21 protein-coding genes are annotated in these 22,076 nt (G+C 65.0%); 13 read left to right on the top strand and 8 right to left on the bottom strand.

Features of this window, described 5'->3' with window-relative positions; all coding sequences use genetic code 11:
- Window positions 1–27 precede the first annotated feature (27 nt).
- The 6 genes from ABX298_RS25970 to ABX298_RS25945 all read right to left on the bottom strand — a co-directional run bounded on the left by ABX298_RS25970 (window position 28) and on the right by ABX298_RS25945 (window position 5,330).
- A complete protein-coding gene (locus ABX298_RS25970; protein WP_013972165.1) occupies window positions 28–693 on the bottom strand; it encodes a response regulator transcription factor in 666 nt (221 codons plus the stop codon).
- 57 nt (window positions 694–750) lie between these two features.
- On the bottom strand, window positions 751–1,311 hold the full coding sequence (locus tag ABX298_RS25965) for a PQQ-dependent catabolism-associated CXXCW motif protein (RefSeq protein ID WP_286100075.1): 561 nt from the start codon (window positions 1,309–1,311) through the stop codon (window positions 751–753).
- A 292-nt stretch (window positions 1,312–1,603) separates the two neighbouring features.
- Window positions 1,604–2,395, bottom strand: coding sequence for an ABC transporter permease (locus tag ABX298_RS25960; RefSeq protein ID WP_013972167.1), 792 nt, complete (start codon window positions 2,393–2,395; stop codon window positions 1,604–1,606).
- Window positions 2,392–3,132 carry an ABC transporter ATP-binding protein gene (locus ABX298_RS25955; RefSeq protein ID WP_085706128.1) on the bottom strand — a complete coding sequence of 247 codons (741 nt, stop codon included), beginning with the start codon at window positions 3,130–3,132 and terminating at the stop codon, window positions 2,392–2,394. Before ABX298_RS25955 ends, ABX298_RS25960 begins: the two co-directional genes overlap by 4 nt.
- The gene (locus ABX298_RS25950; RefSeq protein WP_085588077.1) at window positions 3,129–4,118 is read right to left on the bottom strand and encodes a YVTN family beta-propeller repeat protein; all 990 of its coding nucleotides are present in this window, start codon (window positions 4,116–4,118) and stop codon (window positions 3,129–3,131) included. Before ABX298_RS25950 ends, ABX298_RS25955 begins: the two co-directional genes overlap by 4 nt.
- Before the next feature lie 30 nt (window positions 4,119–4,148).
- Window positions 4,149–5,330 carry an ABC transporter substrate-binding protein gene (locus ABX298_RS25945; RefSeq protein ID WP_367393864.1) on the bottom strand — a complete coding sequence of 394 codons (1,182 nt, stop codon included), beginning with the start codon at window positions 5,328–5,330 and terminating at the stop codon, window positions 4,149–4,151.
- Window positions 5,331–5,481: 151 nt separating this feature from the next.
- Here ABX298_RS25945 and ABX298_RS25940 point away from each other — a divergent pair, with 151 nt between their 5' ends.
- On the top strand, window positions 5,482–6,756 hold the full coding sequence (locus ABX298_RS25940) for a histidine kinase (RefSeq protein WP_025339561.1): 1,275 nt from the start codon (window positions 5,482–5,484) through the stop codon (window positions 6,754–6,756).
- Entirely contained in the window at window positions 6,756–7,394 is a 639-nt protein-coding gene (locus tag ABX298_RS25935; protein WP_085663371.1) for a response regulator transcription factor, read from the top strand. The genes ABX298_RS25940 and ABX298_RS25935 overlap by 1 nt, the downstream gene beginning before the upstream one ends.
- 161 nt (window positions 7,395–7,555) lie before the next feature.
- Here ABX298_RS25935 and ABX298_RS25930 read toward each other — a convergent pair whose 3' ends face one another.
- Window positions 7,556–8,215, bottom strand: a complete 660-nt coding sequence (locus ABX298_RS25930; RefSeq protein WP_367393863.1) for a pentapeptide repeat-containing protein — start codon at window positions 8,213–8,215, stop codon at window positions 7,556–7,558.
- A gap of 179 nt (window positions 8,216–8,394) precedes the next feature.
- Window positions 8,395–10,290: a quinoprotein ethanol dehydrogenase gene (exaA, locus tag ABX298_RS25925; RefSeq protein ID WP_367393862.1), complete on the bottom strand. Its 1,896-nt coding sequence runs from the start codon at window positions 10,288–10,290 to the stop codon at window positions 8,395–8,397.
- Window positions 10,291–10,544: 254 nt separating this feature from the next.
- Between exaA and pedF the strand changes: the two genes are divergently transcribed.
- The 11 genes from pedF (at window position 10,545) to ycaC (ending at window position 22,060) form a co-directional block, all read left to right on the top strand.
- Complete coding sequence (gene pedF / locus ABX298_RS25920; RefSeq protein ID WP_046613884.1) at window positions 10,545–11,006, top strand: cytochrome c-550 PedF; 462 nt, start codon at window positions 10,545–10,547, stop codon at window positions 11,004–11,006.
- A 5-nt stretch (window positions 11,007–11,011) separates the two neighbouring features.
- Entirely contained in the window at window positions 11,012–11,887 is an 876-nt protein-coding gene (locus ABX298_RS25915; protein ID WP_367393861.1) for a substrate-binding periplasmic protein, read from the top strand.
- Between the two features lie 178 nt (window positions 11,888–12,065).
- Window positions 12,066–12,833 (top strand): quinoprotein dehydrogenase-associated SoxYZ-like carrier, encoded by a 768-nt coding sequence (locus tag ABX298_RS25910; protein WP_367393860.1) that lies wholly within the window; start codon window positions 12,066–12,068, stop codon window positions 12,831–12,833.
- Between the two features lie 39 nt (window positions 12,834–12,872).
- Entirely contained in the window at window positions 12,873–13,811 is a 939-nt protein-coding gene (locus ABX298_RS25905) for a quinoprotein relay system zinc metallohydrolase 1 (protein WP_013972178.1), read from the top strand.
- Between the two features lie 162 nt (window positions 13,812–13,973).
- Entirely contained in the window at window positions 13,974–15,758 is a 1,785-nt protein-coding gene (pedH, locus tag ABX298_RS25900; protein WP_025339553.1) for a PQQ-dependent alcohol dehydrogenase PedH, read from the top strand.
- A 164-nt stretch (window positions 15,759–15,922) separates the two neighbouring features.
- Window positions 15,923–17,443 (top strand): aldehyde dehydrogenase family protein, encoded by a 1,521-nt coding sequence (locus ABX298_RS25895; RefSeq protein ID WP_025339552.1) that lies wholly within the window; start codon window positions 15,923–15,925, stop codon window positions 17,441–17,443.
- Window positions 17,444–17,714: 271 nt separating this feature from the next.
- On the top strand, window positions 17,715–17,786 hold the full coding sequence (pqqA, locus tag ABX298_RS25890; RefSeq protein ID WP_003253598.1) for a pyrroloquinoline quinone precursor peptide PqqA: 72 nt from the start codon (window positions 17,715–17,717) through the stop codon (window positions 17,784–17,786).
- Between the two features lie 52 nt (window positions 17,787–17,838).
- On the top strand, window positions 17,839–18,111 hold the full coding sequence (gene pqqD, locus ABX298_RS25885) for a pyrroloquinoline quinone biosynthesis peptide chaperone PqqD (RefSeq protein ID WP_025339551.1): 273 nt from the start codon (window positions 17,839–17,841) through the stop codon (window positions 18,109–18,111).
- Window positions 18,112–18,200: 89 nt separating this feature from the next.
- Window positions 18,201–19,364, top strand: coding sequence for an alcohol dehydrogenase-like regulatory protein ErcA (ercA, locus tag ABX298_RS25880; protein WP_025339550.1), 1,164 nt, complete (start codon window positions 18,201–18,203; stop codon window positions 19,362–19,364).
- The gene (locus ABX298_RS25875) at window positions 19,348–21,075 is read left to right on the top strand and encodes a NahK/ErcS family hybrid sensor histidine kinase/response regulator (RefSeq protein ID WP_025339549.1); all 1,728 of its coding nucleotides are present in this window, start codon (window positions 19,348–19,350) and stop codon (window positions 21,073–21,075) included. Before ercA ends, ABX298_RS25875 begins: the two co-directional genes overlap by 17 nt.
- Before the next feature lie 364 nt (window positions 21,076–21,439).
- Complete coding sequence (gene ycaC / locus ABX298_RS25870; RefSeq protein WP_046613875.1) at window positions 21,440–22,060, top strand: isochorismate family cysteine hydrolase YcaC; 621 nt, start codon at window positions 21,440–21,442, stop codon at window positions 22,058–22,060.
- The last annotated feature ends 16 nt before the right edge of the window (window positions 22,061–22,076 follow it).

Genomic DNA, 22,076 nt, shown 5'->3' with positions numbered 1-22,076 from the left:
GCTGCGCAGCAGCCCCAGATAGCGGTATCAACGCCGCAGGTAATCACCGAAATCGATATCACCGGCACTGAGGATGGCTTGCACCCGGTTGTGCACGTTGAGTTTGCGCAGGATCGCCGAAACATGGGCCTTGACCGTGGTCTCGGCGATATCCAGGGTGTAGGCGATCTGCTTGTTCGACTCGCCCTTGGTCATGCGCTCGAGCACCAGCAGCTGCTTGCGGGTCAGGGCCTGGAGCATCTCCGGCGGGAAGCTCGGGGCATCGTTAAGGCGCCGGCTGGTGCTGCTTTTCTGGGCACGGATGATGTCGGGCGGCAGGTAGACGTTGCCATTGAGGATCTGCTCGATCGCCTCGATCATCTGTGAGCGGGGCGAGGACTTGGTGATGAAGCCCACCGCACCATAAGTGATGGCCTGCAGCACGATCTGCTTTTCCTGCTCGGCCGAGACGATCACCACCGGCGTGGTCGGTGCCTCGTTGCGCAGGGTGATCAGGCCATTGAGGCCATGCATGCCGGGCATGTTCAGGTCGAGCAGGATCAGGTCGAGGTCGTCGTGCTCGTGGGTCAGCGCCAGGGCGCTGTCCAGGTCGGCAGTTTCCATGACTTCGCTGCCCTGGAAGCCATCGCTGATAACGTTGTGGATGGCTTCGCGAAACAGGGGGTGATCGTCGGCAATCAGAATTTTGTACATGGCCTTTTCACCTCGTTTTTATTGGATGGAGCGGGCACGCGTTCGCAGGCGATGAATTCAGGGGAAGGGTTCTGGCTGCGCCGGCTGCAGCGGCAGGTTGGCCTGCTGCCAGGCGTCCAGGCCGTCGCGGTACCAATACAGATTCTTATAGCCCAGGGCTTTCGCGCGTTTTACCGCGTTCCAGCTTAACCAGCAATCGGAGCGGCAGTAAAAGACCAGCGGTTGCTCCGTGCGCCCGGCGGTGGCTTGTTGCAGGTTGCGCACGAAGTAATCGTGCCACGCCGGGCTCAGCTCGCCGTCGCCGGTGTTGGCCAGCCAGCGGCTGCCGGGGATGTTGGCGTGGGGTTCATCTTCGATGAAGCGGCCTTGTAGCCATTGGCGGCGGTAGACGTCGATCAGCACCGGCCTTGGTGTGTGCCCCAGCAGGCCTTGCAGGGTGGCGGTGTCGATGACCTGGCCGCCCTCGACCTGTTGTGGGGTCGGGCTGCGGTAGAGGGTGGTGCGATAGCCGTCGGTGGAGAATAGCGGCGTGGTGTCGGCCTGGGCGATGCCCAGCGTCAGGCTCAGGGAAAGCGCCGCCAGCAATGGGCGTGGCAGCCGGGGCAGGGCACGTGGCATGGGGTTTGTCCTTTTTGTTATAGGCCCATTACATGCCAGTGGCGGTGCATTGTGAATGCGACGATCAGACAGCAAAGGCAGTACCAAAGTAGTAGAAAGCCGGGCGCCTCTGGCCTGATCCTGCCCAATATCTGAATGCATGCGCGATCCCTGTGGGAGCGGGTTTACCCGCGAACACCGGCGAAGCCGGTGCCATGCACCGCGTTGTCTTCTTCGCGGGTAAACCCGCTCCCACACGGACCGTGTTCCTTCAGCGGGTTCGGCGAAGGGGCCGGAGGGAGACAGCTGCCAATCAGCGCGGCTTGCGCAGCGCCGCATGCTGGGGGTTGAAGGTAAGGATCGCCAGCAGGGTGAACAGCACGGTCAGCCCCAGGCATACCGCCAGCGCCAGCGGGTTGAAGCGCTCATACAAGGCAAAGCGCACCAGCTCCACGGCATGGGTGAACGGGTTCACTGCACACAGCCAGTACAGCCACTGGCTGGCCTCGCGCATCTTCCACAACGGGTACAGCGCCGAGGACAGGAAGAACAGCGGGAATATCACGAAGTTCATCACCCCGGCAAAGTTCTCCAGCTGGCGAATCGCATTCGACAGCAACAGCCCAAGAGCGCTGAGCATCAGCGCCACCAGCAACAGCGCCGGCAGCGCCAGCAACAGGCCTGCAGCCGGTGGCTGCACGCCATACAACCAGGCGATGGCAAGGAAGGCGTACACCTGCAGCAGGGAGATCAACGAGGTTGCCAGCAGCTTGCTGCCGAGCAGGAAGGGCCGCGGCAATGGGCTGGTCAGCAACACGCGCATGCTGCCCATCTCCCGGTCATAGACCATCGACAGCGAGCCCTGCATGCCGTTGAACAGCAGGATCATGCAGGCAAGGCCCGGGATGATGTACACCTCGTAGGGGATGTAGGTGTCGTAGGGCTCGATGATCGCAATGCCCAGGGCCGCGCGAAAGCCGGCGGCGAACACCAGCAGCCACAGCAGCGGGCGCACCAGGGCGCTGAGAAAACGGGTGCGCTGCAGGACGAAACGCAGGCATTCGCGCAGGAGAATGCCGTTGAAGCACTGCCAGTAAGCGTTCATCGGGCATTGGCTCCTGTGGGGGTGCTGGTCAGGCGGGCAAAGGCATGGTCGAGGTCACCGCCGTGCTCCAGGCTCAGGGCGTCGGCCGTGCCGCTGGCCACCAGGCGCCCTTGATGCAGGATCAGCAGGTCATCGCTGGGCTGCACTTCGTCCAGCAGATGGGTGGTCCACAGCACACTGAGGCGCTGCTCGCGGCACAGCAGCCGCAGGTGCTGGTTGAGCGCCAGGCGGCTGGCCGGGTCAAGGCCGACGCTGGCCTCGTCGAGCAACAGCAAACGTGGTTCATGCAGCAGCGCGCGGGCAATCTCCACTCGGCGTCGGTGGCCGATGTTCAGTGCCCGGACCGGCTCACGCCGCCGTTCATCGAGGCCCTGGCGGGCCAGTTCGGCATCGACCCGAATATTACCCTGGCGCCGCGACAGGCCATGCAGCGAGGCGTGGTAGCGCAGGTTCTGTTCCACGCTCAGGTCAAGGTCGAGGGTGCTTTGCTGGAACACCACGCCCAGCTGGCGCAAGGCCGGGCGTGTGGCGTTGCGCAGCGAGCAGCCGCACACGCGGATGTCGCCATGCTGCAGGTCGTACAACCGGGTGAGCAGGGCGATCAAGGTCGACTTGCCGGCGCCGTTGGGGCCCAGCAAGGCGGCGAAGCGCCCGGGCGCCAGGCTGAAGCCGACCTGCCTGAGCGCCTCGCGCTGGCCGTAGGCAAAGCTCACGTCACTGACTTCGAGGGTATTCATGGCGTCACCACCACGCCCCAGGGGTAGCGGCCGACCTTCACCGACTTGAGCACCTTGAGGTTTTTTGCATCGATCACCGAAACGTCGCCGCTGACCCCGTTGGTGGCCAGCAACTGGCTCTGGTCCGGGGTGAACGCCAGTTGCCAGACCCGCCGGCCCACCAGCAGGTAGTCGAGTACTTCGTAGGTCTTGGCATCGACCACCGCCACATGGTTGGCCGGGCCCAGGGCGACGAACGCGTACTTGCCATCGGCGCTGAGCTTGATGCCTACCGGCTGGACCTTGTCCGGGTGCACGCCCTTGATCTGGAAATTCAGGGTTTTCAGCACCTGGCGGCTGGCCACGTCGAGGATGGTCACCGTGCCGCCGATTTCTGCCGAGGCCCACAGCCGCGAGCCGTCCTGGCTGAACTCGACGAAGCGCGGCCGCTGGTCCACCGGGGTGCTGTCCGCCAGGGTCTGGGTGCTGGTATCGATCCAGTGCAGCATGTTGGTGGTTTCGCTGGTGTTGACCGCCCACTTGCCATCCGGGCTCACCGCCATGCCTTCGGGCTCGATGCCGACGTCGATCTGCCCGAGCACCTTGTCGGTCTGGGTGTCGATCACCGTCACCAGCGCGTCGTCCTCGTTGGACACGTACAACCAGCGGTCGTTGGGGTGCAGGGCGAACTGCTCGGGGTCCTTGCCGGAGGGCAGTTCCTTGATGATCTTGCGGGTGGCCACGTCCATCACCTGCACCCGGTCCGAATCGCTGGCGCAGATGTACAGCAGCGTGTTGTCGTGGGACAGCAGCAGGCCGCGCGGGCGCTGGCCCACCGGCAGGGTCTCGGTGACTTGCAGGGTCTGCATGTCGATCAGGCTGAGGCTGTTGTCCTTCTCGTTCGACACCCAGGCGGTGGCGGCCACGGCATGCCCGCCGGCAAGCGCCAGGGCGCCCGACAGCAGGCTGGGGTAAAGCAGTGCCCGGTGAAACGGGGAGCGACGCATGGCGAAATCCTTTTTGTTGTGGTTATCGGGTCAGGGGTAGCCGCAGGTCACTTCGGGCTTGTCGTAGCCCAGGCTGTCCATTTCGTTGAACGGGTGCAGGAAGCCCTCCTGCGGCGAGGTGCTGACCAGGGCCCGCGGCTGCACCAGCGGGATTGGCTGGCGCAGCTCACCGTTCCACGGGCGGTAGCTGAGCTTGCGGCCCTTGAAACCGTCCAGCGGCAACTGCTCGCTGAGCAGCAGTTGCTGCAGGGCGCGGGGGTCGGCCTGGCGCAGTTTGCTCACTGCGCTGGCGACGCTGCGCACGGCCATCCAGGCGGCGAAGTCGCGGTCGTTCATCCAGCGCCCGGCCTGGGCTTCGAAGCGCTTTTGCAACTGCGCCGCGCCGAAGGTTTCCACGGTCTTGTGCCAGCCGGTGGGGGTCAGGCCCTGGGTGCCGGCCACCGGGCGCGGGTACCAGGTCTGGTAGGGCAGGTATTCGCCGAAGTCGCCGCGTTCGTCGGCCACCAGCACCACGTCGTACTCGGCGGTTTGGGTGAACAGCGGCATGTCGGCCTGGGCGCTGCGGCGCTGGTCGTTGTCGAATGTCCAGGCCTTCTCCGCGACCAGCTGCATGCCAAAGCGCTTCATGGACCGGCGCAGGGCCGCCGCGTAGGCGCGGTCGTCGTCGGTCTGGCCGACGATCAACAGCGCTCGCTGCCATTTGCGCAGTACCAGGAATTGCGCCAGGGCATCGGCCAGCATGGCGCGGCTGGGCAGGCTGTGCAGCACATTGCCCAGGCACTGGCTGCTGCGCAGGCTGTCGTCCGGGCTGCCGGCGTTGAACAGCAGGCTGTCGGGCAGGGCGGCAGACAGCGCGCGCAGGCTGGCGGCGGGGGCATTCACCACGAACAGCCGCAGGCCCTGGTTGTGCTGGGCCTTGGCGGCTTGCAGCAGGGCTTCGGGGCTGTCGACGCTGGCATTGGCCAGGTGGAATTCCTGCTTGAGAAAACGCCCGCTGCTGTTGCTGTCGACAATCGCCAGTTCGGCGCCCTGCAGCCCGGCATCGGTGGGCTCGGGAAGGATGTTGGACAGCAGCGGGCCGGGATCGGGGCGATAGCCGAGGTAGCCGATGCGCACCTGCAACGGTTCCGCGGCCTGGGCCTGCGCAGCGGGCGCCGGGCTCGCGGCCAGGGCCAGCAGGCAGGTCAGGGCAAGGTGGGCAGGCTGGCGCATAAGGCAACTCCACGGCAGATGGCGCCAGCATAGGAAGCCCGCCGGGAGGGGGAAATATGCAGAAAGTAGCGCTCGGCCGGTACCAAGGTAGTAATTCACCACACGGGCCCGGGTTTTACGATGAGCCGCAGCCCCTGGAGGAGAATTGCCCATGCGCCTTGTCAACCTGTCGGCCCTGTGGCGAATCAACCTCTGGGTCACCTGTTGCTTCGCGCTGGTGACGCTGGCCTGTGCCGGGGTGCTGTTGCGCCAGGCGGTGGCTGATGTGGAGCGGGAGTTGCAATCGGCGCAAGCCGTGGTGGCGTACCTCGGGGACACCGCCGAACGCGCCCCGCAGAGCCTGCAACCACGGCTGACGCAAAGCCTGCGCCATGTGCGGGTGCACTGGCTGGCGGCGGATGAACCTGCGCAGCTGCCACAGGAGGCCGGCCTGGATGGCTGGCTGGGCCGCCAGCTGCTTGGCCAGCGCCATGACAGCAGCCGGCTGCTGGAGCTGGGTGACGGCCGCCGGGTAATGATCGCCGTGGATGCGCGGGATGAAATCGACGAAGTCCGCGACTCGCTGCAGCAGTTGTTGGTCCTGTGCGGCCTGGCGTTGTTGCTGAGCTTGTTGACCATCCGCTGGGCGGTGCGGCGGGGCATGGGCCTGCTGGACGAGCTGCTGCAGGCCTTGCGCCAGGTCTCGGGTGGGCAATTGACCGCACGCCTGCGCGAGGCCGGCCTGCCGGAGGCGCGCCAGCTGGCCGAGCATTTCAACCGCATGACCGCGTCTCTGCAGCAGGCCCGGGCCGACAATACCCAACTCACCCAGGCCCTGCTGGCGGTGCAGGAGCAGGAGCGCACCCAGCTGGCGCAGACGCTGCACGACGACCTCGGGCAATACCTGGCGGGTATTCGGGCCCAGCTCTGCCTGCTGCGCATGGTTGCCGACCAGCCGGCCGTGGTGGCGCAGACGACACGTACCCTGGAGCTCGATTGCGAACGCCTGCAGCAAGGTTTCCGCGCCCTGGTACACGACCTGTACCCGCTGGCGCTGCAGCACATGCCGCTGGCCGAAGCCTTTGGCCTGCTGGTGAGCCAATGGCAGGCCAGCCAGGGTATCGATTGCCGCCTGCGGGTCGGCGAGCAGCTGCCGGCGCTGCCCGGGCCGAGCAGGACGCATCTGTATCGCTTGCTGCAGGAGGCATTGACCAACGTCGCCCGGCACGCCGGCGCCAGCCAGGTGCGGGTGCGCCTGCAACGCAGCGCCAAGGGCTTGCGCCTGCTGGTTCGCGACAACGGTTGCGGTGCCAGCCAGCCCCAGCGCCCCGGGGTAGGCCTGCACTCGATGGCCGAGCGCGCCCGCAGCCTGGGCGGTGAACTGCGCATCCTCAGCCGCCCGGGGGCCGGCTGGGCGCTGGACCTGAACATTCCCATGGAGGTGTGATGAATATCGTGTTGGTCGATGACCACGCCGTGGTCCGCCAGGGCTATGCCAGCCTGTTGCGGGCAGTGCTGCCGACAGTACAGGTGCGTGAGGCTGCCAGTGGCGAAGAGGCGCTGGCCCGGGTTCAGGAGCAGGTGCCCAACCTGGTGATCATGGACTTCGGCCTGCCTGGCATCAGCGGCCTGGAAACCACCCGGCGTCTGCGCCAGCGCCTGCCGCAATTGCGGGTGCTGTTCTTCAGCATGCATGACGAACTGCCGCTGGTGCGCCAGGCGCTGGATGCCGGTGCCTCGGGCTACCTGACCAAGAACTCGGCGCCCGAAGTGCTGATCGAGGCGGTGCAGCGGGTGTTGGCCGGGCATGCCTATATCGAACAGCCCCTGGCCACCCAGCTGGCCTGCACCTCACAGCAGAATGCCAGCGACCCGCGCTTGCAGCGCATGACCCAGCGTGAGCTGGAGATTTTCATGATGCTGGCCAAGGGCACACCGGTGCGGGGGATTGCCGAGCAGCTGTGCATCAGCGCCAAGACCGTGTCCAACCACCTGACCTTGCTCAAGAGCAAGTTGCAGGTCAGTTCCCATGCCGAGCTGGTGCATCTGGGGATTGATCTGGGGGTGGTGCGGGTGGCGGGGTGAGGTTTCTTTGAAGGCCAACATATGACTAATGGATTTAGCAGTGACTCTGTGGGAGCGGGTTCACCCGCGAATGAGGCGACTCGGTATATGGCACCGGCTTCGCCGGTGTTCGCGGGTGAACCCGCTCCCACAGGGGAACAATGTGCCCAAGCACGCTTTGCTCAATTGTCCCAGGTGTCGGGGCACCCCTCGCACCCCTCCATGTTGGCCTCCTGAAAATTCCCGTAATGCTGCCGCGCCCCGCGCAAGTCGGCGCGGGCCAGGTTGCTCTGGCCAAACTTGGCCTCCTGCAGGTTGGCATCGCCGAGGTCGGCCCCTTGCAGGTCAGCCTTGCTCAGCCAGGCCATTTCCAGGTCCGCCGCCCGCAGGTTGGCCTGCTGCATCTTCGCCCCTGACAACCTGGCGAACTGCAGGTAGGCCGCGCTGAGGTCGGCCTTGGCAAATTGCGCACCCTGGGCATACAGGCCCCAGCCTTGGATAGCCACGAGCCGGCTTTGGCTCAGGTCGGCCAGGCGCAGGTTGCTCTGCTGCAGGCTGGCGCGGGTCAGGTTGGCGCCTTGCAGGCTGGCCTTTTCCAGGTTGGCCAGGTCCAGCCGGGCATGGCGCAGGTCGGCATCGCGCAGGTCGGCGCCGGCCAGGTTCATCTTGCGCAGGTCCTGGTTGGCCAGGTTGGCGCCCCGCAGGTCGGCCCCCGGGCACTGGCTGGCTTCGGCAATCACGCAGCCGTTGATGGTCAGGGGGGTATTGTTGCCAACGTCGTCGGCATTCTCGGCCATGGCAGGGGCCAGCACGATCAGCAAGGCAAGTGGCAGGTAGTTCATGGCGAAAGGCTCTCAATGTGAAGTCGGGTATGCACCCTGGGGCCGCTTTGCGGCCCATCGCCGGCAAGCCAGCTCCCACAGAAAACTGCGCAACCCTTGAGACCTGCGCTGTACCTGTGGGAGCTGGCTTGCCGGCGATGGGCTGCATCGCAGCCCCAGTGATGCGTCAACTCAGGCAGTCAACGCTGTGCAGTCTTGTTGTCCCAGCTGGGGATCTTGAACACCCAGAACGAACCACCCTGGGCAACCGGCTTGGTCAGTTCGGCCATGTCGCCGCCCCATAGCGGCACCGCGCCGCCGTAGCCCACGGTCACGCCGATGTACTGCTCGCCGTCCTGTTCCCAGGTGATCGGCGGCGAGACGATGCCGCTGCCGGTCTGGAACTTCCACAGTTCCTTGCCCGTCTTGGCGTCGAAGGCCTTGAAGAAGCCGTCGCCGGTGCCGGTGAACACCAGGTTGCCCTTGGTCGCCAGCACGCCGGCCCACAGCGGCAGGTGCTCCTTGTGCTCCCAAACCAGCTTGCCGGTGGTCGGGTCCATGGCGCGCAGGGTGCCGACGTGGTCGTCGTACATGCGCTTGATGCGGAAGCCCATGCCCAGGTAGGCCGATCCCTTCTTGTAGTTCACTTCCTCGGTCCAGTACTCCTCCTTCCACTGGTTGCCGGGGATGTAGAACAGGCCGGTGTCCTGGCTGTAGGCCATGGGGTTCCAGTTCTTGCCGCCAAGGAAGGGTGGCGAGACCTCCACCGGCTTGCCCTTGGTTTCTCCCGGCAGCGGTTTGGCCGGGCGCTGCCCAGGGTTTTCCACCGGGCGCCCGGTCTTGAGGTCGATGTGGCTGGCCCAGGTGATGTTGTCGACGAAGGGGAAAGCGTTCTGCAGTTTGCCGTTGCTGCGGTCCACCACGTAGAAGAAGCCGTTGCGGTCGGCGTGGCCGGTGGCCTTGACCAGCTTGCCGTCCTTGCCCTTGTAGTCGAACAGCACCAGCTCGTTGTTGCCGGAGAAATCCCAGGCATCGTTGGGCGTGTGCTGGTAGAACCACTTCACTTCACCGGTGCTCGGGTCGACGCCGACCTGCCCTGAGGTATACAGGCTGTCGAAGTCATGCGGGTTGCCGCCTTTCGAGGTGCGCGCCCAGGTGTTCCAGGGGCCAGGGTTGCCGGCGCCGACAATGATGGTGTTGGTCTCGGGGTCGAAGCTGGCGCTTTGCCAAGGCGCGCCGCCGCCGTGGCTCCAGGCTTCGACCTTGCCGGTTTCGGTAGTGGGGTCGTCCGGCCAGGACGGCGCCTTGACGTCACCGGTCGGCGTGCTGTCCTTGCCGTTCAGGCGGCCCATGTGGCCCTCGACGAAGGGCCGCATCCACACCTCTTCACCGGTGTCCGGGTCGCGGGCGAACAGTTGGCCGACCACGCCGAATTCATCGCCGGAGCTGCCGTGGATCAGCAGTACCTTGCCGCTGGTCTTGTCCTTGATCAGCACCGGGGCACCGGTCATGGTGTAGCCGGCGGCGTGGTCGCCGAACTTCTTGTTCCACACCACTTTGCCGGTGCGCTTGTCGAGGGCGATGACCCGCGCGTCGAGGGTGCCGAAGTAGATCTTGTCGCCGTAGATCGCCGCGCCGCGGTTGACCACATCGCAGCAGGGGCGAATGTTGTCCGGCAGGCGGTGGTTGTAGGTCCACAGGCGCTTGCCGGTTTTCGCATCGAGGGCGAACACCCGCGAATAGGAGCCGGTGACGTAGACCACACCGTCACTGACGATGGCCTGGGATTCCTGGCCGCGCTGCTTTTCGTCGCCGAAGGAATAGGACCAGGCCGGGGTCAGCTTGAACACGTTCCGGTCATTGACTTGGGCCAGCGGGCTCCAGCGCTGGGCGTTGGTGCCCATGCCGTACTGCAGCACGTCCTGGGTGGTCAGGTGGTCGTTGGCGATGTCTTCCCAGGTCACGTTCTTGCCGGCAGGTGCAGCTGGGGCGGTGGCGGCTGTGGCCGCGTTGCTCAGGGCCAGGCTACCGGCCAGCAGCAAGGCCCGCACGCTCAGGGCCAGAGGGGAAAGGGCGGGTAGCGTTCTTGTTGTCATGGTTGCAGTTCCCAGTGGAGGTTTTGGCCTGCACAGGGTGGGACGGGGCGGGCGTCGCCGGATACGGAAAATGTCCCGCCCTTGCCGGGAATAGTTCCCGGAGGGCACCTCATTTGGCCCTTCGCCACAAGCCCTACTACCAAGGGAGTAAGGCGCGGCCACCAAAGCAGCATTCGGCCGCTTGCGGGCTGTTTCTAAGATGGCGACACGGCCTCTGTGGTTGAGGCCTTGCGTGCAATCGTGAGGGCATAAAAATGACAACAAAACGCAACGTCTTGCTGGCTGCCGGGCTGCTTGCCAGTGCAGTGCTGACCGGCACTGCCTGGGCACATGGCAATGTGGTGCCCCAGGCCGTGGAAACCCAGGGCCTGACCCCGATCAAGGACGCTGGCGTAACCCTGGACGGCGATGGCTGGGCGGCGGTCAACCCGTACCGCAGCTCTCCCGAGCACGACAAGGCCGTGGAAATCGGTGCCTCGGCCTACAACCAGAACTGCGCCGCTTGCCATGGCCTGGAGGCCAAGTCCGGGGGCATCGCCCCGGATTTGCGCATGCTCGATGCCGGCGAAGCGGGGGATGAATGGTTCGTCGAGCGTGTACGCCATGGTGCGGTCCGCGACGGCCGGGTGTACATGCCGAAAATGGCCGACTACCTGAGCCAGGAGGCCCTGTGGGCGGTGCGCACCTACCTGGACAGCGTGCACGTCGAGGAGTGACGGCCATGCGTCTGTTGGCGGTGCTGTTGAGCGGCCTGCTGCTGTGTTGCGCGGCGGCGCAGGCGCAGGTGCGCAGCTACGACGCGATCATCGCCGCTGGCGAACTGAAGGTGGCGGTGTACAAGGACTTTGCGCCCTACAGCTTCGAGGACAACGGCCAGCCGCGCGGTGTCGACGTGGAACTGGCGCAGGCCCTGGCCACGGCGTTGGGGGTGCGCTTGCAGCTGATCTGGGCGCCACCTGGGGAGAAGCTCGACGACGATCTGCGCGACTACATCTGGCGTGGCAGCCCGCTGCGCCACCAGCAGCTGGCCGACCTGATGATGCGGGTGCCGTACGACCATGCCTACGCGCAGCGGCGCAACGAGGTGGGCGAGCTGGAAAACGCCCAGGTGGTGATGTTCGGCCCCTATCAGGAGGAGCGCTGGCAGGTCGCCTACGATCGTCGCCGCCTGGCCTCGGTGGCCAGTGTCGCGGTGTTCCAGCAACACCCGATCGGGGTCGAGGTGGATAGCGTGCCGTCGTTCTACCTGACTTCCGTGTTCAACGGCATGCTCAGCGCCAGGACCCATCATTACCCCAATGTGCAGCAGGCCTTCGGTGCCATGCAGGCCGGCCAGGTGGACGCGGTGATGGCGATGCGCGGCGAGGTTGACTGGCAACTGCACCAGGCCGCCGACCCGCAACTGGCCCTGGCGGAAAACGCCTACCCGAACCTTGGCAAGCAGGCCTGGGAGATCGGCATGGCGGTGCATGAAAGCAACCGGCAGCTGGCCTATGCACTGGAGGAAGCGCTTGAGGCGTTGATTCGTGATGGGCGGATGAAGGCGATTTATGCCAGTTACGGCCTGCGTTACCAGGTGCCGGAAATGTATCAGTAACAAGCTTCGCAGGCTTGTGAGTTTGTAAAAGCAACACATCCCCCTGTGGGAGCGGGTTCACCCGCGAAGAATGCGACGCGGTATATGGCACCGGCTTCGCCGGTGTTCGCGGGTGAACCCGCTCCCACAAGGACCGTGCACTGTCAGCCAGGTTTGCGTTGATCAAAAGGAGTGGGCGATGAACTGGCGAGCGACTTTCCTGCTGGCCTGCTGGGTGCCCTGGGCCGCACAAGCCCTGGCCAGCGAGCCAGGTAGCCAAAAGGACCCGGTGCCGTCGGTGATGTGGGACTTCTACCACAAGCAGCTGCTGGGCCAGGCCGCATTCGTGTTCGATGATCGGGTCAAGCTGCTGGCGCCACCCTTTGCCGAGGACGCACGCCAGGTGCCGTTGGAGATCGACGCTCGGGCGTTCAGCGGCCAGGTGGTGCGGATCATCGCCTGGGCCGAACTCAACCCGCTGCCGCGCATTGTCGACTTCCAGCCTGGCGAGCGCGTGCTGCCCTGGTTGTCGATCCGCATCCGCGTCGAACAGGCCACACCGCTGCGTGCCGCGGTGCTGACCCGCGACGGCCTGTGGCATGTCGGCTCGACCCTGATCGATGCTGCCGGCGGCGGTTGTACCGCGCCCAGCGTGGTACGCACTCAGCCCGGCTGGGAGGAACACCTTGGCGAAGTCCTGGGCGGACGCTACCCGCGCGGCGACAGCAGCCGCTTGCGCCTGCAGGTGGCTCACCCCATGGACAACGGCCTGGTCAGCGGCATTCCCGAATTCTTCCTCAACCATGCCGAGTTGCAAGGCGCGGACGGCCAGCGCCTGGCCAGCCTGGAACTGTACCCGGCGGTCAGCGAAAACCCCAACCTGGGCTTCGACATCCAGGGCTCCGGGCCGACCCGGCTGTTGTTGCAGGACAACAGCGGCAACCAGTTCGAGGCGGCAGTGCCCTGAACGCGTTGCCGACTCCATCCCTGACCAGAGGCGCCCGTCATGCGTTGCATTCTGCTGTTGCTACTGTGCCTGGGCCTGCCGGCCTGGGCAGACCTGGACTATCGGCTCAAGCCCCGGCAGATCGCCGAAGGCACCTGGCTGCTGGAGGGCAGCACCGACAATTTCGCCAAGGATAACGGCGGTAATATCGTCAACACCGCGTTCATCGTCACCGACAGCGGGGTGGTGGTGATCGACAGCGGGCCGTCGAAACGCTACGGCGAAGCCTTGCGCCAGGCCATTGCCGCCACCACCGACAAGCCGGTAGTCGAAGTGCTGCTGACCCATCATCACCCCGACCATGTGCTGGGCAACCAGGCCTTTGCCGATGTGCCCATCGGCGCCCTGGCCGGTACCGGCGAGCTGTTGCGCCAGCAGGGGGAGGCCATGGCCGAGAACATGTACCGCCTGGTTGGCGACTGGATGCGCGGTACCGAGGTGGTGCTGCCGACCCGCGTGCTGGAGCCAGGTATTCACGAGGTGGGTGGGCACCGCCTGCGGCTGCTGGCGCTGGGCGGGCACACCGGTGCCGACCTGGCGATTCTGGATGAAAGCACCGGTGTGCTGTTCGCCGGCGACCTGGTGTTCTACGAGCGCGCATTGACCACGCCCAACAGCCCGGGGCTGGAGGTGTGGCTGAAGGACCTGGACACCTTGCAAGCGCTGCCCTGGAAGCAGCTGGTGCCTGGTCATGGCCCGCTCGCCAGCGATGCCCGGCCGTTTGCCCAGATGCGTGATTACCTGGGCTGGCTGGACGGGCTGATGCGCGACGGCGCGGCGCGTGGCGATGACATGGCCGAGATGATCCGCAGCCCCATACCCGAACGGTTTGCTGCTATCAGCCTGACCCGTTACGAGCTGATTCGCAGTGTCAGCCACTTGTACCCCCGTTACGAACGCCAGCAGCTGCGGCGTGTCGACGCCAAGCCCCCAATCTGAGGGTGTAACGCGGCCCCCTGTGGGACCGCGCAAGTTCACTGCTACCAAGGAACTAGAAAACTCAGCACTGCGGGCAATTGTTGGCAAGCAGGTCGGGACCAAGAATTCCCGACACACCGGGAAGTTTTCCCGGATACAACAAAAAAACCAAAGGTAGCCGTCATGACCCGATCCACACGTCGTCCCGTGTTCGCCTTGAGCCTGGTGCTCAGCGCCATGCTGCTTGCCGGTGCAGCCCACGCCGCTGTCAGCAATGAAGAAATTCTCCAGGACCCGAAGAACCCGCAGCAGATCGTGACCAATGGCCTGGGCGTCCAGGGCCAGCGCTACAGCCCGCTGAACCTGCTCAATACCGACAACGTCAAGGACCTGCGGCCGGTCTGGGCGTTTTCCTTCGGTGGTGAGAAGCAGCGCGGCCAGCAGGCCCAGCCGCTGGTCAAGGACGGGGTGATGTACCTGACCGGCTCCTACTCGCGGGTGTTCGCCGTGGACGCCCGTACCGGCAAGAAGCTGTGGCAATACGATGCGCGCCTGCCCGATGACATCCGCCCGTGCTGCGACGTGATCAACCGCGGCGTGGCGCTGTACGGCAACCTGGTGTTCTTCGGCACCCTCGATGCCAAGCTGGTGGCGCTGAACAAGGACACTGGCAAGGTGGTATGGAGCAAGAAGGTGGCCGACCACAAGGAAGGCTACTCCATCAGCGCCGCGCCGATGATCGTCAACGGCAAGCTGATCACCGGCGTTGCCGGCGGCGAGTTTGGCGTGGTGGGCAAGATCCAGGCCTACAACCCGGAAAACGGCGAGCTGCTGTGGATGCGCCCGACCGTGGAAGGGCACATGGGCTACGTGTACAAGGACGGCAAGGCGATCGAAAACGGCATTTCCGGCGGCGAGGCGGGCAAGACCTGGCCCGGCGACCTGTGGAAGACCGGCGGTGCGGCGCCTTGGCTGGGCGGCTACTACGACCCGGAAACCAACCTGATCCTGTTCGGCACCGGCAACCCGGCGCCGTGGAACTCGCACCTGCGCCCGGGTGACAACCTGTATTCCTCGTCGCGCCTGGCCCTGAACCCCGACGATGGCACCATCAAGTGGCACTTCCAGAGCACGCCGCACGACGGTTGGGACTTCGACGGCGTCAACGAGCTGATCTCGTTCAACTACAAGGACGGCGGCAAGGAGGTCAAGGCCGCCGCCACCGCTGACCGCAACGGCTTCTTCTACGTGCTGGACCGCACCAACGGCAAATTCATCCGCGGCTTCCCCTTCGTCGACAAGATCACCTGGGCCACCGGCCTGGACAAGGACGGCCGGCCGATCTACAACGAGGCCAGCCGGCCGGGGGCGCCGGGTAGCGAGGCCAAGGGTAGCTCGGTGTTCGTGGCGCCGGCGTTCCTCGGTGCCAAGAACTGGATGCCGATGGCCTACAACAAGGACACCGGGCTGTTCTACGTGCCGTCCAACGAGTGGGGCATGGACATCTGGAACGAAGGCATCGCCTACAAGAAGGGCGCGGCGTTCCTTGGCGCCGGCTTCACCATCAAGCCGCTCAACGAAGACTACATCGGCGTGCTGCGCGCCATCGACCCGGTCAGCGGCAAGGAAGTATGGCGCCACAAGAACTTCGCGCCCCTGTGGGGCGGGGTGCTGACCACCAAGGGCAACCTGGTGTTCACCGGCACGCCGGAAGGCTTCCTGCAGGCGTTCAACGCCAAGACCGGCGACAAGGTCTGGGAGTTCCAGACCGGCTCCGGCGTGCTCGGCTCGCCAGTGACCTGGGAAATGGACGGCGAACAGTACGTTTCGGTGGTTTCCGGCTGGGGCGGCGCGGTGCCGCTGTGGGGCGGCGAAGTGGCCAAGCGGGTCAAGGACTTCAACCAGGGCGGCATGCTCTGGACCTTCAAGCTGCCCAAGCAGCTGCAAACGGCAAGCGCCAGTCGCTAAGCCGATAACCCGCCGCTTGCTGCAGCCGACCCTGCGGCAAGCGGCCCTACTACCAAATGACGAGAGCCCCGCTGCCAACGATGCATTCGCCCGGCAGGCGGGGCTTTTTACCATCGGTCCATCGCCTGTCGCCGGACAGGCATCGACCCCCGCAGAGGCTCAGCATGATCTACGCACAACCCGGAACCCCAGGCGCCATCGTGTCCTTCAAGCCACGCTACGGCAACTTCATCAACGGTGAATTCGTGCCGCCACTGGGCGGCCAGTACTTCACCAACAGCTCGCCGGTCAACGGCCAGCCGATTGCCGAGTTCCCGCGCTCCGGCGCCCAGGACATCGAGCAGGCCCTGGACGCCGCGCATGCCGCTGCCGAGGCCTGGGGCAAGACCTCGGTGCAGGACCGCGCCCTGGTGCTGCTGAAGATTGCCGACCGCATCGAACAGAACCTCGAAGTACTGGCCGTTACCGAAAGCTGGGACAACGGCAAGGCAGTGCGCGAAACCCTCAACGCCGACGTGCCGCTGGCGGCGGACCACTTCCGCTATTTCGCCGGCTGCATCCGCGCCCAGGAAGGCGGCGCCGCCGAGATCAACGAAGGCACCGTGGCCTACCATATCCACGAGCCGCTGGGTGTGGTCGGGCAAATCATCCCGTGGAACTTCCCGCTGCTGATGGCCGCCTGGAAGCTCGCCCCGGCCCTGGCCGCCGGCAACTGCGTGGTGCTCAAGCCGGCGGAGCAGACGCCACTGTCGATCACCATTTTCGCCGAGCTGATCGCCGACCTGCTGCCGGCAGGCGTGCTGAACATCGTCCAGGGCTTTGGCCGTGAAGCCGGCGAAGCCCTGGCCACCAGCAAGCGCATCGCCAAGATCGCCTTCACCGGTTCCACCCCGGTGGGCTCGCACATCATGAAGTGCGCGGCCGAGAACATCATCCCGTCCACCGTCGAACTGGGCGGCAAGTCGCCGAACATCTTCTTCGAAGACATCATGCAGGCCGAGCCCGCGTTCATCGAAAAGGCAGCCGAAGGCCTGGTGCTGGCGTTCTTCAACCAGGGCGAAGTGTGTACCTGCCCGTCGCGGGCGCTGATCCAGGAGTCGATCTACGAGCCGTTCATGGCCGAGGTGATGAAGAAGATCGCCAGGATTACCCGTGGCAACCCGCTGGACACCGCGACCATGGTCGGTGCCCAGGCCTCGGAGCAGCAATACGACAAGATCCTTTCCTACCTGCAGGTTGCCCGGGAGGAGGGCGCGCAGTTGCTCACCGGTGGCGCTGCCGAGCGGCTCGACGGCGACCTGGCCAGCGGGTACTACATCCAGCCGACCTTGCTCAAGGGCAACAACAAGATGCGCGTGTTCCAGGAGGAGATCTTCGGCCCGGTGGTGGGCGTGACCACCTTCAAGGACGAAGCCGAAGCCCTGGCGATCGCCAACGACAGCGAGTTTGGCCTGGGCGCGGGGCTGTGGACCCGTGACATCAACCGTGCCTATCGCATGGGCCGTGGGATCAAGGCCGGGCGTGTGTGGACCAACTGCTACCACCTGTACCCGGCGCATGCCGCGTTCGGTGGCTACAAGAAGTCCGGGGTGGGCCGCGAGACGCACAAGATGATGCTCGATCACTACCAGCAGACCAAGAACCTGCTGGTGAGCTACGACATCAACCCGTTGGGCTTCTTCTAAAACCTGGGAGGGCCTCGGGGGCTGCTTTGCAGCCCATCGCCGGCAAGCCAGCTCCCACAGGTACTGCACAAGGTTCAAGGCCCATGCAGTACCTGTGGGAGCTGGCTTGCCGGCGATGAGGCCAGCGCAGCAACACATTACTCCTCGGCTTGTCGCTGCCTTCCTACCAACGCACCCCGCAAACCTGTCCCAAAGTAGCATTCGGCCCCGCCGCCCCTCGTGCATTAATGCCTCTACCGGAATCGCCCGGCACCAAGAAGAGGAATGCCCCATGTGGACTAAACCCGCCTTTACCGACCTGCGCATCGGCTTCGAAGTGACGATGTACTTCGCCAATCGTTGATGCCTGTCCGGCCATCACCGCGATGGCCGGGTCTTCATTGAGCAAGCCTGTTGTGAACCTGATCGATCGTGAACAAGCCCTGGCCTTGCGCAAGGGCTTTCGCCTGCGCTGGGAGCCGCGCCAGGCGTGTCATGTGCTGCTGTACCCCGAGGGCATCATCGAGCTCAATGCCAGTGCCGGCTGGGTGCTCGAGTTGCTGGACGGCCAGCGCAGCGTGGCGGCTGTCATCGACCGCCTGGCACAGCGCTTCCCCGGTGTGCCGGGGCTCGACGAGGACATCCTGGCGTTCCTGGAGGTGGCCCGTGCCAAGTACTGGATCGAATGAGCCGTGGTCACGCTTTGGTCTGGTTGCTTTCGCTACGGGATGCTTTACGCTGGCGGTTACCTTCCAGAACAATAAGAACAGGCTTCCCGATGAGCCAGAGTTTCAGCCCGCTTCGCAAGTTCGTTTCGCCCGAGATCATCTTTGGTGCCGGCTGCCGGCACAATGTCGCCAATTACGCCAAGACCTTCGGTGCGCGCAAGGTGCTGGTGGTCAGCGACCCCGGTGTGATTGCCGCCGGTTGGGTGGCAGACGTGGAGGCCAGCCTGCAGGCCCAGGGCATCGACTACTGCCTGTACAGCGCCGTATCACCCAACCCACGGGTCGAAGAGGTGATGCTCGGTGCCGAGATCTACCGGCAAAACCACTGTGATGTGATTGTCGCGGTCGGCGGCGGCAGCCCGATGGATTGCGGCAAGGCCATCGGCATCGTGGTCGCCCACGGGCGCAGCATCCTCGAATTCGAAGGCGTGGACATGATCCGCGTGCCCAGCCCGCCGCTGATCCTGATCCCGACCACGGCCGGCACTTCGGCGGACGTGTCGCAGTTCGTGATCATTTCCAACCAGCAGGAGCGCATGAAGTTCTCCATCGTCAGCAAGGCGGTGGTGCCGGACGTGTCGCTGATCGACCCGCAAACCACCCTGAGCATGGACCCGTTCCTGTCGGCCTGTACCGGTATCGATGCGCTGGTGCATGCCATCGAAGCCTTCGTTTCCACCGGCCACGGCCCGCTGACCGACCCCCATGCGCTGGAGGCCATGCGCCTGATCAACGGCAACCTGGTGGAAATGATCGCCAACCCCACCGATATCGCCCTGCGCGAGAAGATCATGCTGGGCAGCATGCAGGCGGGGCTGGCGTTTTCCAATGCGATCCTGGGTGCGGTCCACGCCATGTCGCACAGCCTGGGCGGGTTCCTCGACCTGCCGCATGGCCTGTGCAATGCGGTGCTGGTGGAGCACGTGGTGGCGTTCAACTACAGCTCGGCACCGGAGCGTTTCAAGGTGATTGCCGAAGTGCTGGGTATCGACTGCCGCGGCCTCAACCACCGGCAGATCTGCGCGCGCCTGGTGGAGCACCTGATCGCCCTGAAGCATGCCATCGGCTTCCACGAAACCTTGGGCCTGCACGGGGTGCGCACGGCCGATATCCCGTTCCTGTCGCAACATGCGATGGACGACCCGTGCATCCTCACCAACCCGCGTGCGTCGAGCCAGCGTGATGTCGAGGTGGTCTATGGCGAGGCCCTCTGACGAGCAGCAACGGGCGCTGGCCGGGCTGCTGGGGCTGGGCGACCACTCGGCGCGCAAGAGCCATTACCCGGAGCTGGCGGCGCGCCTGGACGAGCTGGAGGCCGAACGCAACCGCTACAAGTGGCTGTTCGAAAACGCCGTGCACGGGATTTTCCAGGCCAGCCTGCAAGACGGCATGCGTGCCGCCAACCCGGCGTTGGCACGCATGCTGGGTTACGACAACCCGCAAGCGTTGCTGTTTCCGCTGACGGACCTTGCCGCCAACCTGTTTGTCGGCGGGGCCGAAGAATTGCACGCCATCACCGCGACCCTCGCCCGTGAACGCAGCCTGCACGGCTATGAAACCCGCTTGCGGCGCAAGGATGGCAGCCACCTCGATGTGCTGATGAACCTGTTGCTCAAGCCCGGCCAGGAAGGGCTGGTGGAAGGGTTTGTCGCCGACATCACCGAACGCAAGCTGGCCCAGCAGCGCCTGCAGCAACTGAATGACGAGCTCGAGCAACGGGTAGCCGCCCGCACCGATGAACTGCTGGAGGCCAACCGCAACCTGCAACAGCAGATCGCCGAGCGCAAACAGATCGCCCGCGCCCTGCGCGATGCCCGCGACGCCGCGGAAACCGCCAACCGCAGCAAGGACAAGTACCTCGCTGCCGCCAGCCATGACCTGCTGCAACCGCTGAATGCCGCGCGGCTGCTGATCTCGACCTTGCGCGAAAGGCCATTGCCAGACGCGGAAAAGGTGCTGGTGGAGCGTACCCACCAGGCCCTGGAGGGTGCCGAAGACCTGCTGACCGACCTGCTGGACATTTCCCGGCTCGACCAGGCGGCGGTCAAGCCGGACGTGGCGCTGTACCGCCTCGACGAACTGTTCGGGCCACTGGTCTCGGAGTTTCGCACGGTGGCCGATGCGGCAGGCCTGAAGCTGCGCGCGCGCATTGGCGACTACGCCATCAGTACCGACCTGCGGCTGATGACGCGTATCCTGCGCAACTTTCTCAGCAACGCCTGCCGTTATACCGACGAGGGCAGGATCCTGCTGGGGGCCAGGCGCCGCGGCGATCACTTGCGCCTGGAGGTGTGGGATACCGGGCGGGGCATCGCGGCGGATCGGCTGCAGGCCATTTTCCTCGAGTTCAACCAACTGGACGTAGGCCGCGCCGCCGACCGCAAGGGCGTGGGCCTGGGGCTGGCGATCGTCGAGCGGATCGCCAAGATTCTCGGCTACCGCATCGAGGTGCGTTCGTGGCCGGGGCGTGGCTCGATGTTCAGCATCGACGTGCCGATCGGCGAAGCCATGCCGCTGCCTATCCACCAGGCCGCGCCGCAGCCGGGCGCCGGCAACCCGTTGCCGGGCCGCCGCCTGCTGGTACTGGACAACGAAGTGAGCATCCTCGAGAGCATGGGCGCTCTGCTCGGGCAGTGGGGCTGCGAAGTGGTTACCGCGACCGACCAGGCCGGGGCCTTGCTGGCCTTGCAGGGGCGGGCACCGGAATTGATCCTGGCGGACTTTCACCTGGACCACGGTGTTGTCGGCTGCGAGGTGGTCAGGCACTTGCGTGAACATTTCGGCGTCGCCATTCCTGCGGTGATCATCACCGCCGACCGCAGTGATCAGTGCCGACGCTCCTTGAACAAGCTTGGTGCGCCGTTGCTGAACAAGCCCGTCAAACCGGGGAAGTTGCGTGCGGTGTTGAGCCAGTTGCTGGGCTGAAGCCTCAACCCCACGGCCTTGCGCGACAGATAACTGAATTCGCAAGCGATCCTCGTACCCTGTGGGAGCGGCTTTAGCCGCGAAGAATCCAACGCGGTGCATGGCACCGGCTGCGCCGGTGTTCGCGGCTAAAGCCGCTCCCACAGGGGCCCTGCTAATTCAATGAGTCATGTGCAGTTCTATGAGCGCAGCCTTGTGCTGCTCCTACAGGGGGGCGCGCAGTGCCAGGTGGCTGTTCCCGAAATGGGACTCTGTGTTGCGGATGTCAGCCTGTCACGGCTCTGCCTGGCTGGTTATCTTACCGGGGCGCCATTGTTTGGGCGAAGTCATACCAAACGCATCCAACCCGAGTAAGGAAAACATCATGGCCTTTCAATACAAGCGACTGGACAAGAATAACGCCGCCGTACTGCTGGTGGATCACCAGACGGGTTTGCTCTCTTTGGTAAGGGATATCGAACCCGACCGTTTCAAGAACAATGTGCTGGCCCTGTCGGACCTGGCCAAGTACTTCAAGTTGCCGACCATCCTCACCACCAGCTTCGAGAACGGCCCAAATGGCCCGCTGGTGCCCGAACTCAAGGAGCAGTTCCCTGACGCGCCGTACATCGCGCGCCCGGGCAACATCAATGCCTGGGACAACGAAGACTTCGTCAAGGCGGTCAAGGCCACCGGCAAGAAGCAGCTGATCATCGCCGGTGTGGTGACCGAGGTTTGCGTGGCCTTCCCGGCACTGTCGGCCCTGGAGGAAGGCTTCGATGTGTTCGTGGTCACCGATGCCTCCGGTACCTTCAACGAACTGACCCGTGATTCGGCCTGGCGCCGGATGGAAGCCGCCGGCGCGCAGCTGATGACCTGGTTCGGCGTGGCCTGCGAGCTGCACCGCGACTGGCGCAACGACATCGAAGGCCTGGGCACGCTGTTCTCCAACCACATCCCGGACTACCGCAACCTGATGACCAGCTTCAGCAAGCTGTCGAAGTAATCCGGCCGGGGAGCCA

Source organism: Pseudomonas sp. X4, from assembly GCF_040784925.1.
In the GTDB taxonomy this organism is placed as follows: domain Bacteria; phylum Pseudomonadota; class Gammaproteobacteria; order Pseudomonadales; family Pseudomonadaceae; genus Aquipseudomonas; species Aquipseudomonas putida_Z.
The sequence above is the reverse complement of the archived record's forward strand: the minus strand, read 5'-3'. Positions and strand labels throughout refer to the sequence as shown.